The following is a 12,671-nucleotide window of genomic DNA, read 5'->3' on the forward strand; positions in this document are numbered from 1 at the left end:
GCCGCCGTGCCACCCGCCGCCGCGCCGCCCACACGGCCGTGCCATCCACACGGCCGCGCCACCCACTACTGCTGCCACGCCACGCCACCGCCGTACCGCCACGCCACGGCCGCCTCGCCACGGCCGCCTCGCCACGGCCGCCTCGCCACGGCCGCCTCGCCGGGCGCGACCCACGTCACTCCACCCGGCGTGACGGTCCCCACCAGAACCCCACCCGCAGCCCGCCGACCGGCGCACCCGCCCGGCCCCCGCGAACATGGGTGTTGCCACGGATGGACACGTGGTGCCCCCACCCGTCAGCCTCGCAGGCGTGGCGGGAAGTGATCACGGAGAGGCGGCGCGCGTGTCGTTGTTCGGGCGGATCTTCCTGCTCAACGCCCTGGTCCTGCTGATCGCGGCCGCGTTGCTGGTGTTCGGGCCCGCGACCGTGTCGACGCCGGCGCCGTTGCGCGAGGTGCTGGTGCTGGGGGCCGGGCTGGTGGTGATGCTGATCGCGAACGCCGTGCTGATCCGGGTGGGGCTGGCGCCGCTCGGGCGGCTCACGCGGGCGATGACCACGATCGACCTGCTCAAGCCCGGGCCTCGGTTGCGGGCGGCGGGGCACGGGGAGATCGCTGAGCTGATCACCACGTTCAACAGCATGATCGACCGGCTGGAGACCGAGCGCGGGTACAGCTCGGCCATCGCGCTGTCGGCGCAGGAGTCCGAGCGGCGGCGGGTGGCGCAGGAGCTGCACGACGAGGTGGGGCAGTCGCTGACGGCGGTGTTGCTGAGTCTCAAGCGGGTGGCGGACCAGTCGCCGCAGGAGACGCGCGAGGAACTGCTCCAGGTGCAGGAGACCACGCGCAGCACGCTCGACGAGATCCGCCGCATCGCGCGGCGGCTCCGGCCTGGTGTGCTGGAGGAGCTGGGACTGGTCAGCGCGCTCAAGGCGCTCACGCGGGAGATCGGTGACCCGGCCGGCCTCACGATCAAGCGGTCGTTCGACAAGAACCTGCCCGCGCTCGACGCCGAGACCGAACTGGTCGTCTACCGCGTCGCGCAGGAAGGGCTCACCAACACCGTCCGGCACGCGCGGGCCGACCAGATCGAGCTCGCCCTGACGGCCCGTCCGTCCGAAGTGGAGCTGCTGCTGCGCGACAACGGGCGGGGGATCGGCGACGGCCAGGAAGGGGCGGGCATCCGCGGCATGCGGGAACGGGCGCTGCTGGTCGGCGCCGACCTGACCGTCGGGCCGGCGCTGCCGGGCACCGAGGTCAGGCTGGTGGTCAAGGCCAAGGGGGAGGGCGGATGACCGTGCGCATCCTGCTCGCGGACGACCACGCGCTGGTCCGCCGCGGCGTCCGGATGATCCTGGACAACGAACCCGACCTGGAGGTCGTCGGTGAGGCGGGCGACGGTGCCGAGGCGATCAGCATGGCGCGCAGGGAGAAGCCGGACCTGGCGATCCTCGACATCGCCATGCCGCGGCTGACCGGGCTGCAGGCCGCGCGCGAGCTCTCGCGCCTCCTGCCGGACCTGCGGATCCTGATGCTGACGATGTACGACAACGAGCAGTACTTCTTCGAGGCGCTCAAGGCGGGCGCCTCCGGGTACGTGCTGAAGTCCGTCGCCGACCGCGACCTGGTGGAGGCCTGCCGCTCGGCCATGCGCGGCGAGCCGTTCCTCTACCCCGGCGCGGTGAACTCGCTGATCCGCAACTACCTCGACCGCGCGGGGGAGGGCGGTGGCCTCCCGGCCAAGGCGATCACCGATCGCGAGGAGGAGATCCTCAAGCTGGTCGCGGAGGGCCATTCCTCCAAGGAGATCGCGGACATGCTCGTGATCAGCGTCAAGACCGTCGAGCGGCACCGGGCCAACCTGCTGCAGAAACTCGGGCTCAGGGACCGCCTCGAACTCACCCGGTACGCGATCCGCGCCGGGCTCGTTGAACCCTAGGAACTCGAGTGAACGTCGAAGTGACGCCCCTGCCCGGCATAGGGGTCAGGCAGGACTTCTCCCTCCGCTCCGGCCGCCGGATCGGCGTGATCTCCTACCGCGACGGCAAGTTCGAGCTCATCATGTCCAAACAGGACGATCCCGACACGACCGTCGCGTCGATCCCGCTCGCGCCGGAGGAGGCGGGCACGCTCGCCGGGCTGCTCGGGGCGCCGCAGCTCGTCTCGAAGCTTGCCAGGCAGCACGCCGACATCACCGGGATCACGACCCGCCAGCTGCCGGTCACGGCGTTCTCCAGCCGCACGCTCGGCGACACGGCGCTGCGCACCCGCACCGGCGCCTCCGTCGTCGCGGTCGTGCGCGCGGGCAACGCGCATCCGTCGCCCGGCCCCGAGTTCCTGTTCGAGAACGGCGACCTCGCGGTCGTCGTCGGCACCTCGGACGGTCTCGACGCCGCCGCGGACATCCTGACGGGCGGCTGAGCCGGTGCACGACACCACGATCGCCCTGATCCAGCTGGGTGCGGTCTTCTTCGGACTGGGCCTGCTCGGCCGCCTCGCCTGGAGATTCGGCATCTCGCCGATCCCGCTCTACCTCGTCGGCGGTCTCGCGTTCGGCTCGGGTGGACTCGTCCCGTTGCACGGCATCGAGGAGTTCGCCCACCTCGCCAGCGAGATCGGCGTGGTGCTGCTGCTCCTGCTGCTGGGCCTCGAGTACTCGGCGTCCGAACTCACCACCGGCCTGAAGAAGTCGTGGATGGCCGGTGTCCTCGACATCGTGCTCAACGCGGCACCCGGCGCGATCGTCGCGCTGATGCTCGGCTGGGGCCCGGTCGGCGCGCTGGCGATGGCGGGCGTCACCTACATCTCGTCGTCCGGCATCATCGCGAAGGTCCTCGGCGACCTCGGCCGCCTGGGCAACCGCGAGACTCCGGTGATCCTCTCGGTGCTGGTGTTCGAGGACCTGGCGATGGCCGTCTACCTGCCGGTGCTCACGGCCGTGCTCGCGGGCGTCAGCTTCGTCGGCGGGCTCACGTCGGTCGGCATCTCGCTGCTCGCGATCACCGTCGTCCTGGTCGTGGCGCTGAAGTACGGCCGGTTCATCTCGGCCGTGGTGGACAGCCCCGACCACGAGGTGTTCCTGCTCAAACTGCTCGGGTCGGCGCTGCTGGTCGCCGGCATCGCCTCGGAGCTGCAGGTGTCCGCCGCCGTCGGAGCGTTCCTGCTCGGCATCGCGATCTCCGGCTCCACCGCCGAGAACGCCACGCGGCTGCTCGAACCGTTGCGGGACCTGTTCGCCGCGATGTTCTTCGTCGTGTTCGGACTGAACACCGATCCGCGCACGATCCCGCCCGTGCTCGGCATGGCGGTGCTGCTGGCCGTGATCACCACCGCGACGAAGGTGGCGACGGGCTGGTGGGCGGCACGGCGCCAGGGCATCGGGACGATGGGCCGCGCCCGCACCGGTGCCGCGCTGGTCGCGCGAGGGGAGTTCTCCATCGTCATCGCCGGTCTGGCCGTCGCCTCCGGCCACGTGAACGATCAGCTGGCCGCGCTCGCCACCGCGTACGTGCTGCTGATGGCGATCATCGGCCCCATCGCGGCGCGCTACGTGGAACCGGTCGGCGAGTTCTTCCTCCGCAGGCGGGCAGCGGCTCGGTGAGGTGGCCGGCACTCCTGCTGGCCCTGCTGCTGGCGTTCGTCGGCACGAGCACCCGCGACACGGCCTCGGACCGGCCGGGATCAGGGCTGAACGCTCCGGTCTCGGCCGTGCACGTGCAGACGACGGCGTCTCCGGACGCCTGCTGGGCGCTGCCCGGCCCCGCGTCCGGCCCACGCCCGCCGCAGGGCCCGGCGGCGGTCGTCGTGGCCGCCGCCCAGCACGTCGAGGGAACGACCTCAGGTCACCGGTCGAGCCGGGCACCGCCGCACGCGGCCGCTCCCGGCTCCACCCACCCCTGACCTGAGGACCTCCCATGTCGTACGTCGTTCTGCTGTTGTTCGTCGCGTCCGTGCTCGCCGGTGTCGGTGCGCTGGGCGCGATGGTGTTCAAGAAGGAGCCGTTCTACGGCGTCGTCGGACTCGTGACCATCTGCGTCCCGAGTTCGCTTCTGGCCTTCCTCTACCTGGCCGTGGCCTGATCGGCGGACTGGTCGGGCTGGGCGATCCCCCGCGCCACGCCCAGCTCGACCAGGTCCTGCGGCCGCAACCGCAACTCCTCCGCCGTCTGCCGCGCCCGCGCCGGGTCCCGCTTCAGGATCGCGTTCGCCAGCTCGGGCGAGATCACCGCGAAGTAGCAGTCCGGCGTCACCCACATCCGGTCCGGCGCGGCGAACGCCAGCGCGCCACCGGATCCGCCCTCTCCGATCACCAGCGTCGTCACCGGCACCCGCGCCGCCGCGACCGCGGTGAACATGTCCGCGATCGCGGCGCCCACCCCGGCCTTCTCGGCCACCTCGTCGTTGGCGGCACCCGGTGTGTCCACGAGCGTCAGCACCGGGATCCCCAGCCGGTCCGCCAGCCGGACGAGCCGGGCCGCCGTGCGGAACCCGGCGGGCCGGGTCGCCGTGCCGCACTGCGCCGCGTAGGCGATGGTCTGCCCGTCGCGGTGCCCGAACCCGCACAGCACACCGGGATCGACGCCACCGCCGCGATCACCGCTGACCGGCTCGTGCCAGTCGAAGTAGGAGGCGAGGTACTCCTTGGCGCGCGGGCGGCCCAGCGTGCGGGCGCGCACCACCGCGTCCCAGCCGCTCTTCGGCAGCGTCGCCTGTCCCAGCGCCGGCGGCACGGGAGCGGGGCCGCCGGTGGACGTGGTGGTGAGCAGCCGCAGCCAGCGCTCCAGCCGCTCGCGCAGCTCCTCCGGTGCCAGGAGCTGGTCGACGAGACCGGCCGCGAACTGCTGCGTCACCGAGTACCCCGGCGGGCGCACCCGTGACCCGGCGAACCCGACCTGCGCGCCGCGCAGTCCCAGCACGACGTCCGCACCCGCCCCGAGCGTGGCCCAGCCGCCCCCGGTCGTGGGATCGCGCAGGACGGCGATGTGCGGCAGCCCTGCTTCCCGGTTCAGCGTGAGCTGCCGGGCGATCCGGGGCAGCTGCATCAACGCGAGCGTGCCCTCCTGCATGCGGCTGCCACCGGTCGCGACCAGCGAGACCACCGGCAGGCCGAGCTCGCGGGCGTGCGTGAAGGCCTGCTCGATGCGGGCGCCGGTGCGGGTTCCCAGCGAGCCGCCGAGGAACCCGAACTCGAACGCCACCACCGCGGCCGTGACCCCGCCGATCTCGGCGACCCCGCAGACCGCGGACTCGCGTTCACCGGTCGAGGCCGCCGCTCGCGCGAGCTGGTCGCCGTAGCCCGGCCAGCCGAGCGGCCCGTCCCCGGCGGAGGGCCCCAGGCCGTCCGGCAGCTCGGCGAAGGACGACGCCACCCGCCCGATCACCTCACGGGCCGGCTCACGCCCGTAGGGCACGCTTCATCACCTTGCCCATGTCGTTGCGCGGCAACGACTCCACGAACCGCACCACCCGAGGCCGCTTGTGCGGGGTGAGCAGCCGCGCCACGTGGTCGGCCAGCTCGTCCGGGGACGGCTCCGCCCCGGCGGGCACGACCCAGGCGACGATCCGTTCGCCGAGGTCGTCGTCGGGCTCGGCGGTCACCGCCACCTCCTTGACCCCGGGGTGGTCCAGCAGGGCGTTCTCGATCTCGCTGGCGCCGATCTTGTAGCCACCGCTCTTGATGATGTCCGTCGCCTTGCGCCCGACGATGCGGTAGTAGCCGTCCTCGTCGCGGGTGCCCACGTCGCCGGTGCGGAACCAGCCGTCCGCGAACGCCTCGGCGGTGGCGTCGGGCCGGTTGAGGTACTCGGTGAACAGGTTCGGCCCGCGCACCTGGATCTCCCCGATCGCGCCGGCGTCGTCCAGCGTCCGCCCGGCGTCGTCGACCAGCCGCACCTCGACGCCGGGCAGCGGCACGCCGACCGCGCCCGGCCTGCGGTCGCCGTCCGCGCGGACGCTGGTGTTCATCAGCGTCTCGGTCATCCCGTACCGCTCGACCACGCGCTGCCCGGTCGCGGCGGCGATCCGCTCGTGGTCGCGCACGGGCAGGGCCGCCGAGCCCGACACCAGCAGCCGCGCCCCGCTCAACGCGGTGGCGAGCTCCGGGTCGTCGCCCACTTCTTCCGCGATGCGGTGGTACATCGTCGGAACGCCGAACATCATCGTGCCGTCACCGGCCAGCGCCCGCGTGACCGCTGCGGTGGAGAACTTGCCGAGGTGGTGCACCGTGCCGCCCCGTCGCAACGGGCCCAGCACGCCGAGGATCAGCCCGTGCACGTGGAACAACGGCAACGCGTGCACCAGCACGTCGTCCCCGGCCCACCCCCACGCCTCCGCGACCGCGTCCAAAGTGGACACGATCGCCCGGCGTGGCAGCACGACGCCCTTGGGGGCGCCGGTCGTGCCCGAGGTGTAGACGATCAGCGCCGGCGCCTCGGCACCGGGATCGGCGAACGACGCGGCGCCCCCGCCGTCGAGCACGACGTCCAGTCGGGGCACCGGTCCCAGGCCCTCGGGGAGCTCGACGCCGGGAGCGGCGAGCACCGCGGCGGGCGCGCTGTCCGTCACGATGTGCGCGAGCTCGCGTTCGCCGACCTTCGGGTTGAGCGGCACCGCGGGCACCCCGGCGAGCAGGGCCGCGACGACCGCGACGCACGTCTCGATGGCCGGGGTCGCCCAGATCGCCACCCGAGGCAGGCCGGACAGCCGCTGTGCCAGAGCCCCGGCGCAGGCGCCGAGCTCGGCGTGGGTGAGGGTCCGGTCGCCGAAGCGGAGGGCGACGCGGTCGGACTGCAGAGCGAACATCAAGGTCACCAGATTCCCGGGACGACGAGGGCGAGCCAGACCAGCGGCGGCGCCGCCGCGACCATGATCCCGCCGTAGACCATCAGTTGCTTGAAGAACTTGTCGCGGTCGACGTCCTGCGCACCGGCCAGCACCAGGGCGCCGTTGGTGGAGAACGGACTCACGTCGACCACGGTCGCCGACACCGCCAGCGCCGCGATCAGGCCGATCGCGCTGACCTCGCCCAGCAGCAGGAACGGCACGGCCAGCGGGATCAGCGCGCCCATGATGCCGACGGACGAGGCGAACGCCGACACGATCGCGCCGATGTAGCAGATCAGCAGGGCGGCGAGCAGCGGAGCGCCGACACCGGCGACCGAGTCACCCGCCCACTTGATCGTGCCCATCGTCTGCAGCACCGCGACATAGGTGAGGATGCCGCAGATCAGCAGCACCGTCGGCCAGGTGATCTGGGTGATCGCCTGCTTGGACGTCTCCGGCCACACCACGCTGAGCAGCACGGCCACCGTGATCGCGGCGAGGCCCACGTCGAGGTCGAACACCAGCGCGGCGATCACGAGGGCGGCGAGGCCGAGGAGCGTCGCGATGCGGGGCGCGGTCAGGGCGACCCGCTCTTCCGCCACGTCGGTCACGTCGCGGGTGTCGTCGTCGCCGGCTCCGCCGCCGAGCGCGTCGTCACCACCACCGGTGCGGGCCAGCGCGGGCGCCTCCAGCGGTTGCCTGGCGAGCTTCATGCCGCCCAGCACCACGAACACCACGGCGGCGATCAGCAGGTTCACCACGAGACTGGCCAGGAACAGCACGATCTCGTTGCCCGGCAGGCCTTCCTTCGCCACGATCCCGTTGACGATCGTGCCGTAGATGCTGATGGGGGAGAACCCGCCGGCCTGCGCGCCGTGCACGACCATGACGCCCATCAGCAACGGGTTGATCCGGTACTTGGCCGCGAACCCCATCGCGATCGGCGCCACGATCGCGACCGCCGCCGGACTCACCGCGCCGATCGCCGTCAGCACACCCGTGATCGCGAACATCACCCACGGCATCAACGCGATCCGCCCGCCGACCAGGCGGATCGCCATGTGCACCAGCCAGTCGGTGGTGCCGTTGGCGCGGGCGATGGCGAACAGGAACGTCACCCCGACCAGCACGACGAACAACGAGCCGGGGAAGCCTTTGAAGATGTCGTCGGTCTTCATGTCCGCCACCAGCGTGCCGACCCCGAAGGCCGCGGCGAAGGCGAGCGCACCCATGTTGATCGACCTGGTCGTGGCGATGACGAACACCACGACCAGCACGAGTATCGAGATCAGTTCGGCGGACATGCAGGGCTCCCGTCGTTGGGGCTGTCCGGGTGGATGGCCTGGGCTGGCTCAGTGGCCAAGTGGTTCAGCCACTTTCCGCTCACGGTCCAGCCGCTGTCAAGAGGTGGCCTAGTGGCTGAGCCACTTGACCGGTTATCCTGGGACGATGTCCGAGGCACTGCGGCCCATGGTCAAGTCCCGCCTGTACGAGCAGGTGCTGGAGCGCCTGCGCGCGCACGTGGTGGAGGCGGGCCTGAGCGCGGGGGACAGGCTGCCCGCCGAACGCGATCTCGCCGCGAGCCTCGGCGTGAGCCGCGCGTCCATCAAGCAGGCGATCGTCGTCCTGGAGGTCCAGGGCCTGGTCGAGGCACGGCACGGCGGCGGCACGTACCTGGTCCGCGACACCCTCGACGTCGAACCGGTCGAGCAGCTCGTCGAACGCCGCAAGCGCCTCCCCGAGGTGCTGGAGGCGCGCGAGGCGCTGGAGACCAAGCTCGCCGAGCTGGCCGCCGAACGCCGCACCGACGCCGAGCTGGAGACCATCCGCGCGGCGCTGGACTTCATGCGCGACGAGATCGACGCGGGGGACAACGGCGTGGAAGGGGATCGCCGCTTCCACGCCGCCGTCACCGCCGCCGCGCACAGCTCGCTGCTGGCCGACTTCATGAAGACCATCGCCGGCCAGATCACCGAGAGCCGCACCGAGTCGCTGCGCCAGCCGGGGCGCCCGTCCCGGTCATTGGCGCAGCACACGGCGATCTACGAGGCCATCGCCGCGGGGGACGCGAAGAAGGCCGCCGCGGCGATGCGCAAGCACGTGCGCACCGTCGCGAAGGTCAGGCTGCTCACCTGGGTGCCCGAAGACTGACCACCGCGGGCGAGTTGCGCGCCTGCACGACGTGGCTGGTCCCGTCGGCCTTGTGCACGACGAACTTCCAGTCCCGCTTGGACACCTTGCCGGACAGCAGGACGATCGTGTCGCCGTGCTGGATGATCCGCGTGCGCCCGCCGTCCTCGTACAGGGTGAACTCGCCCTTGGCGCCTGCCGTCACGTGCACGGTCAGCGGGCCGGCCGGGTTCTGCACGTCGTTGGCCACGTCAGAGCTGCGTTCGACCAGCATCCCGCCCGCTCGCACGAACACCGGCATGGTGTCCCAGCCCGCGCTGACGGTCGCCCAGGTGTTGCCCTGGTAGACCTGCCCGGTGAAGTAGTCGGTCCACTGGCCGGGCGGGAACCAGACGCGCGTCGAACCGGTCTCGCCGGGCGTCGTGATCGGCGCGACCAGCACGTCCGGCCCGAGCAGGAACTGGCTGTCCACAGTGGAGTAGGCCTCCGGACTGCCCGGGTACTCGAGCCACGCCGGCCGCTGGATCGGCACGCCGGTGCGGTTCGCCTGCTCCGCCAGCGAGTAGATGTACGGCACCAGCCGTTCGCGCAGGTTCAGGAACTTCGTCGCCGACGCCTGCGCCGCCGCCCCGTACTGCCACGGCAGGCGGTCGCCGTGGTTGCTGTGCAGGCGCGTGATCGGCTGGAACGCACCCAGTTGCACCCACCGCGCGTACATGTCGTCCGGCATCTTGGTGGTGTAGCGGACCTGGCCGTTGTCGAGGTAGGTCTCCGACCCCCGCAGCCCGGTGGTGTCGTTGTGGCCGCCGATGTCGTGGCTGATGTTCGACATCCCGGTCGACACGCCCTCGGCCGAGGTGTAGCCGATGGTCGCCTTCAGCGTGCCCCACGTCGACGAGGTGTCGCCGGTGAAGTGCAGGGTCGAGCGCTTCTCCGCCCACGGACCGGTCGGCAGCGGCCCGGAGCCGCTGTACCCGCCCGCCTGCAGCGACCCGAACCCGCGGGAGAACGCGAACGCGCCGATCTTCGCGTACTGCTCGTTGATCCACGAGTCGGGCGTGACCCCGCGCAGCGACGAACCCGAGCCGTCGCAACACCAGTCGAGCCACCAGAAGTCGGTCGGCATCTTCTGGTGCAGCTCCAGGTAGGCGCGCAGCTGGTCCGGGTCGCCCCAGTCGAACACGTAGCAGTTCGTGCAGGAACCCCTGGCCAGCTTGCCCTTCGCGGTGGCCTGCGCGCGGGCGAAGTCGGGGTCGTCGCCCTGGATGCTCGGGTGGATGTTGAGCGTGCTGTGCAGGCCCTCACCGTGCGCCCAGTCGAGGAAGCCCTGCGGGTCCGGGAACTTCGTCTGGTCCATGCGCCAGCCGTTCCACAGGTTGTGGCCCTTGAAGTCCGTGTCGACCACCAGGACGTCGAGCGGCACACCGTGCTGCCGGAACGCGGGCAGGATCCGGTCGCGGAAGTCGGCGGCGGTCCGGTCGATGTACTCGGAGTACCAGACGCCGTAGGCCCAGCGCGGCAACAACTTCGGCCCGCCGGTCAGTGCCGTGAGGTCACCGAGCGCCGTTTTGTAGTTCTGGCCGTAGCCGAACACGTAGCCGTCCTGGTACGGCTGCGCGCCCCGATCCACGCGCGGAGTTCCGTTGCGCAGAGCGGAAGTCGTGTCGTCCAGCAGGTACCAGCCGTCGCGGTACATCAGGCCGGGCGTCAGCTGGGGATCGCCGCTGTTGCCCGTGTAGCCGTCGAGCGAGCGCCGGTAGCCGCCGAGCGCCAGGTGCTGGACGGAGTTGTCGACCCCGACGGTGTCCAGGTTGACGTGGCAGCCCGTGTCCGGGCACGTGATGGTGAGGTCGGACGTGCCCGCGGGCAGGGAGACCTGGGCCGTAGCGGTGGCCCACGTGGCCCAGTTCGCCGTGACGGGCAGGCTGATCGGCTGACCGTTGACCAGCACGGTCCGGGCCTCGTGCTTGCCGTCGCCGCCGACGCCGTTGGCGTAGCGCAGCACCACGGGATACGTGCCCGCGGCCGGAACGCTGGTCACGCGCTGGCTCAGCCGCGTGCCCCCGACGAGCTCGGCGACGAACCCGGTGCCCGCGAACCCCGCGTGCTCGGCGGCGATCTTCGCCGCGCCGGAGACCAGGCCGTTCTCGGCCTCGCAGCTGGTGCCGAACCGGCAGTCGTCCACCGCCCGCACGCCGGGATACGGTTGGTCACCGCTCAGCAGAGCGAGGCTGTCAACGTTGACGTTGCCCGAATCGGCGGCACCGCGCGTCAGGGAGACGCGGTGTTCGCCCGCGGACAGGTCGACCTCCGTGGAGACCTGCTGCCAGGCGCCCCAGTCGGCGGTCGCGGGCAGGGTGACCTGACGAGGAGCCTGCCCGTCGACCGCGAGCCCGAGCGTCCGGCTCTCGTGCTTGCCGTCGCCACCCCGCCCGTTCGCGTACTTCACGACCAGCCGGTGCCTGCCCGCGCTGGAGGCGCGCACCGTCGCGGTGATCCCGTTGTTGGCGTAGGAGAACCCGGCGACGAACCCCGCGCCGGAGTGGCCGGGGTGGTCGGCCGCGACCAGCACGCCTTCCCGTTGCTGGTCCTCCGCCTCGCAGAGCTGCCCGGTCGCACAGACCACCCGCCGCCACGGGGACGCGGTCGTGCCGGCCGTCTTGATCTCGAGGTTGTCCGCGCGGAACGGCCCGGACCCCACGCGGTACCGCAGGGTCATGGCCGACGTCGTGATGGTCAGCCAGCCGTCCTGGACGCGCGAGGAGTAGGCCGTGCGCGGGAAGGTGCGGTTTACAACGTTGTAAGTGGCCTGGTCTTCAAAGCGGCGGTCCCCGGCGAATTCGGAGCGGACCAGGGTGGGGGAGAGGATCTGGAACCTGGCCTGCCCGGAGACCACCGTGCCGCCCGGCTGGGCGGTCGCGGGTACAGGGAGGACCAGGCTCAGAAGGGCTAGCAGAGGGACGATCGTCGTGCGTTTCCGCATTCGTGCTCCTCGTCTGACGCCGTCGGCTTCCGAGGTGTTCAGGGACCTGAACGTTCCTCACCTTGGCCTGACGATGTGGAGCGATCAAGAGGCCATTCAGCGCACAATGCGATACGTCACATGCGTGAAGGAAGCTCCCGCACGGGAGTCGACCTGTTCGAGGTTCAGCCCGGGAACTCCGTCGAACAGCCGCGACCCGGCGCCGAGCGTGATCGGCACGATCCGCAGCCGGAGCTCGTCGACCAGGCCCGCGGTCAGGTACTGGTTGATCGTGGCGGCGCCGCCGTGGATGGAGATGTTGCCGTTCCCGGCCGCCTCGCGGGCGAGCCTGAACGCCGCCGCGATGCCCTCGGTCACGAAGTGGAACGTCGTGCCGCCCTCCATCGGCTGAGGTTCGCGCGGGTGGTGGGTGAGCACGAAGACCGGCCCGCGGTACGGCGGGTTGTCGCCCCACCAGCCGTTCCACGGGCGGTCCCAGGAACCGCGGACCGGGCCGAACATGTTGCGGCCCATGATGAACGCCTTGGTCTCGGCCATGCGGTCCATCTGCCACCTCTGCTCGGCCGGGTCCTCCATCCACCTGTGCAACTCGCTGCCCCAGCCGTCGCCGCCGTCGTCACCGAACGGACGGTCCTCGGTCTGGCCGGGCCCTGCCGCGTAGCCGTCGAGGGAGATCGAGAGGTCGCACGTCACCTTGGTCATGGACCCAGCCTGGTTCGCCCGACTCATGACGTCCAA

At 71.5% G+C, this 12,671-nt stretch carries 13 protein-coding genes; 7 read left to right on the forward strand and 6 right to left on the reverse strand.

What is annotated here, in order from left to right; all coding sequences use genetic code 11:
- Positions 1-65 precede the first annotated feature (65 nt).
- A complete protein-coding gene (locus ORI60_RS09930; RefSeq protein ID WP_266036606.1) occupies positions 66-203 on the reverse strand; it encodes a hypothetical protein in 138 nt (45 codons plus the stop codon).
- Positions 204-310: 107 nt separating this feature from the next.
- Between ORI60_RS09930 and ORI60_RS09935 the strand changes: the two genes are divergently transcribed.
- From ORI60_RS09935 to ORI60_RS09960, 6 genes are read left to right on the forward strand one after another with little or no spacing between them, the layout of a single operon-like run.
- A complete protein-coding gene (locus ORI60_RS09935; RefSeq protein WP_266036607.1) occupies positions 311-1,294 on the forward strand; it encodes a histidine kinase in 984 nt (327 codons plus the stop codon).
- Positions 1,291-1,938, forward strand: a complete 648-nt coding sequence (locus ORI60_RS09940; protein WP_266036608.1) for a response regulator — start codon at positions 1,291-1,293, stop codon at positions 1,936-1,938. The genes ORI60_RS09935 and ORI60_RS09940 overlap by 4 nt, the downstream gene beginning before the upstream one ends.
- Before the next feature lie 8 nt (positions 1,939-1,946).
- Positions 1,947-2,420 carry a cation:proton antiporter regulatory subunit gene (locus tag ORI60_RS09945; RefSeq protein ID WP_266036609.1) on the forward strand — a complete coding sequence of 158 codons (474 nt, stop codon included), beginning with the start codon at positions 1,947-1,949 and terminating at the stop codon, positions 2,418-2,420.
- A gap of 4 nt (positions 2,421-2,424) precedes the next feature.
- On the forward strand, positions 2,425-3,600 hold the full coding sequence (locus tag ORI60_RS09950; RefSeq protein WP_266036610.1) for a cation:proton antiporter: 1,176 nt from the start codon (positions 2,425-2,427) through the stop codon (positions 3,598-3,600).
- Positions 3,597-3,899 (forward strand): hypothetical protein, encoded by a 303-nt coding sequence (locus ORI60_RS09955; protein ID WP_266036611.1) that lies wholly within the window; start codon positions 3,597-3,599, stop codon positions 3,897-3,899. The genes ORI60_RS09950 and ORI60_RS09955 overlap by 4 nt, the downstream gene beginning before the upstream one ends.
- Before the next feature lie 14 nt (positions 3,900-3,913).
- Complete coding sequence (locus ORI60_RS09960; protein WP_266036612.1) at positions 3,914-4,078, forward strand: hypothetical protein; 165 nt, start codon at positions 3,914-3,916, stop codon at positions 4,076-4,078.
- On the opposite strand, the gene ORI60_RS09965 is transcribed toward ORI60_RS09960, so the two are convergent.
- Genes ORI60_RS09965 through ORI60_RS09975 form a run of 3 tightly spaced genes read right to left on the reverse strand, consistent with a single transcriptional unit; the run spans position 4,060 to position 8,124 of the window.
- Positions 4,060-5,409, reverse strand: a complete 1,350-nt coding sequence (locus ORI60_RS09965; RefSeq protein WP_266036613.1) for a carboxyl transferase domain-containing protein — start codon at positions 5,407-5,409, stop codon at positions 4,060-4,062. The genes ORI60_RS09960 and ORI60_RS09965 overlap by 19 nt on opposite strands.
- Positions 5,393-6,799, reverse strand: a complete 1,407-nt coding sequence (locus ORI60_RS09970) for an acyl-CoA synthetase (protein ID WP_266036614.1) — start codon at positions 6,797-6,799, stop codon at positions 5,393-5,395. The genes ORI60_RS09965 and ORI60_RS09970 overlap by 17 nt, the downstream gene beginning before the upstream one ends.
- A gap of 5 nt (positions 6,800-6,804) precedes the next feature.
- Positions 6,805-8,124, reverse strand: coding sequence for an SLC13 family permease (locus ORI60_RS09975; RefSeq protein WP_266036615.1), 1,320 nt, complete (start codon positions 8,122-8,124; stop codon positions 6,805-6,807).
- 145 nt (positions 8,125-8,269) lie between these two features.
- Here ORI60_RS09975 and ORI60_RS09980 point away from each other — a divergent pair, with 145 nt between their 5' ends.
- Positions 8,270-8,971 (forward strand): FadR/GntR family transcriptional regulator, encoded by a 702-nt coding sequence (locus ORI60_RS09980; protein ID WP_266036616.1) that lies wholly within the window; start codon positions 8,270-8,272, stop codon positions 8,969-8,971.
- On the opposite strand, the gene ORI60_RS09985 is transcribed toward ORI60_RS09980, so the two are convergent.
- Both ORI60_RS09985 and ORI60_RS09990 read right to left on the reverse strand, forming a co-directional pair.
- The gene (locus tag ORI60_RS09985; protein WP_266036617.1) at positions 8,949-11,933 is read right to left on the reverse strand and encodes a TIM-barrel domain-containing protein; all 2,985 of its coding nucleotides are present in this window, start codon (positions 11,931-11,933) and stop codon (positions 8,949-8,951) included. The genes ORI60_RS09980 and ORI60_RS09985 overlap by 23 nt on opposite strands.
- A gap of 96 nt (positions 11,934-12,029) precedes the next feature.
- On the reverse strand, positions 12,030-12,635 hold the full coding sequence (locus ORI60_RS09990) for a dihydrofolate reductase family protein (protein ID WP_266036618.1): 606 nt from the start codon (positions 12,633-12,635) through the stop codon (positions 12,030-12,032).
- Positions 12,636-12,671 lie beyond the last annotated feature (36 nt).

Origin of the sequence: Lentzea sp. NEAU-D7 (genome assembly GCF_026242055.1) — a bacterium.
Taxonomy (GTDB): Bacteria; Actinomycetota; Actinomycetes; order Mycobacteriales; family Pseudonocardiaceae; genus Lentzea.

What these genes read in the sequence shown, in the direction of transcription:
- ORI60_RS09940 (WP_266036608.1), top strand. Translation starts at nt 1,291, where the DNA reads ATGACCGTGCGCATCCTGCTCGCGGACGACCACGCGCTGGTCCGCCGC.
- ORI60_RS09960 (WP_266036612.1), top strand. Translation starts at nt 3,914, where the DNA reads ATGTCGTACGTCGTTCTGCTGTTGTTCGTCGCGTCCGTGCTCGCCGGT.
- ORI60_RS09970 (WP_266036614.1), bottom strand. Translation starts at nt 6,799, where the DNA reads ATGTTCGCTCTGCAGTCCGACCGCGTCGCCCTCCGCTTCGGCGACCGG.
- ORI60_RS09975 (WP_266036615.1), bottom strand. Translation starts at nt 8,124, where the DNA reads ATGTCCGCCGAACTGATCTCGATACTCGTGCTGGTCGTGGTGTTCGTC.
- ORI60_RS09980 (WP_266036616.1), top strand. Translation starts at nt 8,270, where the DNA reads ATGTCCGAGGCACTGCGGCCCATGGTCAAGTCCCGCCTGTACGAGCAG.
- ORI60_RS09985 (WP_266036617.1), bottom strand. Translation starts at nt 11,933, where the DNA reads ATGCGGAAACGCACGACGATCGTCCCTCTGCTAGCCCTTCTGAGCCTG.
- ORI60_RS09990 (WP_266036618.1), bottom strand. Translation starts at nt 12,635, where the DNA reads ATGACCAAGGTGACGTGCGACCTCTCGATCTCCCTCGACGGCTACGCG.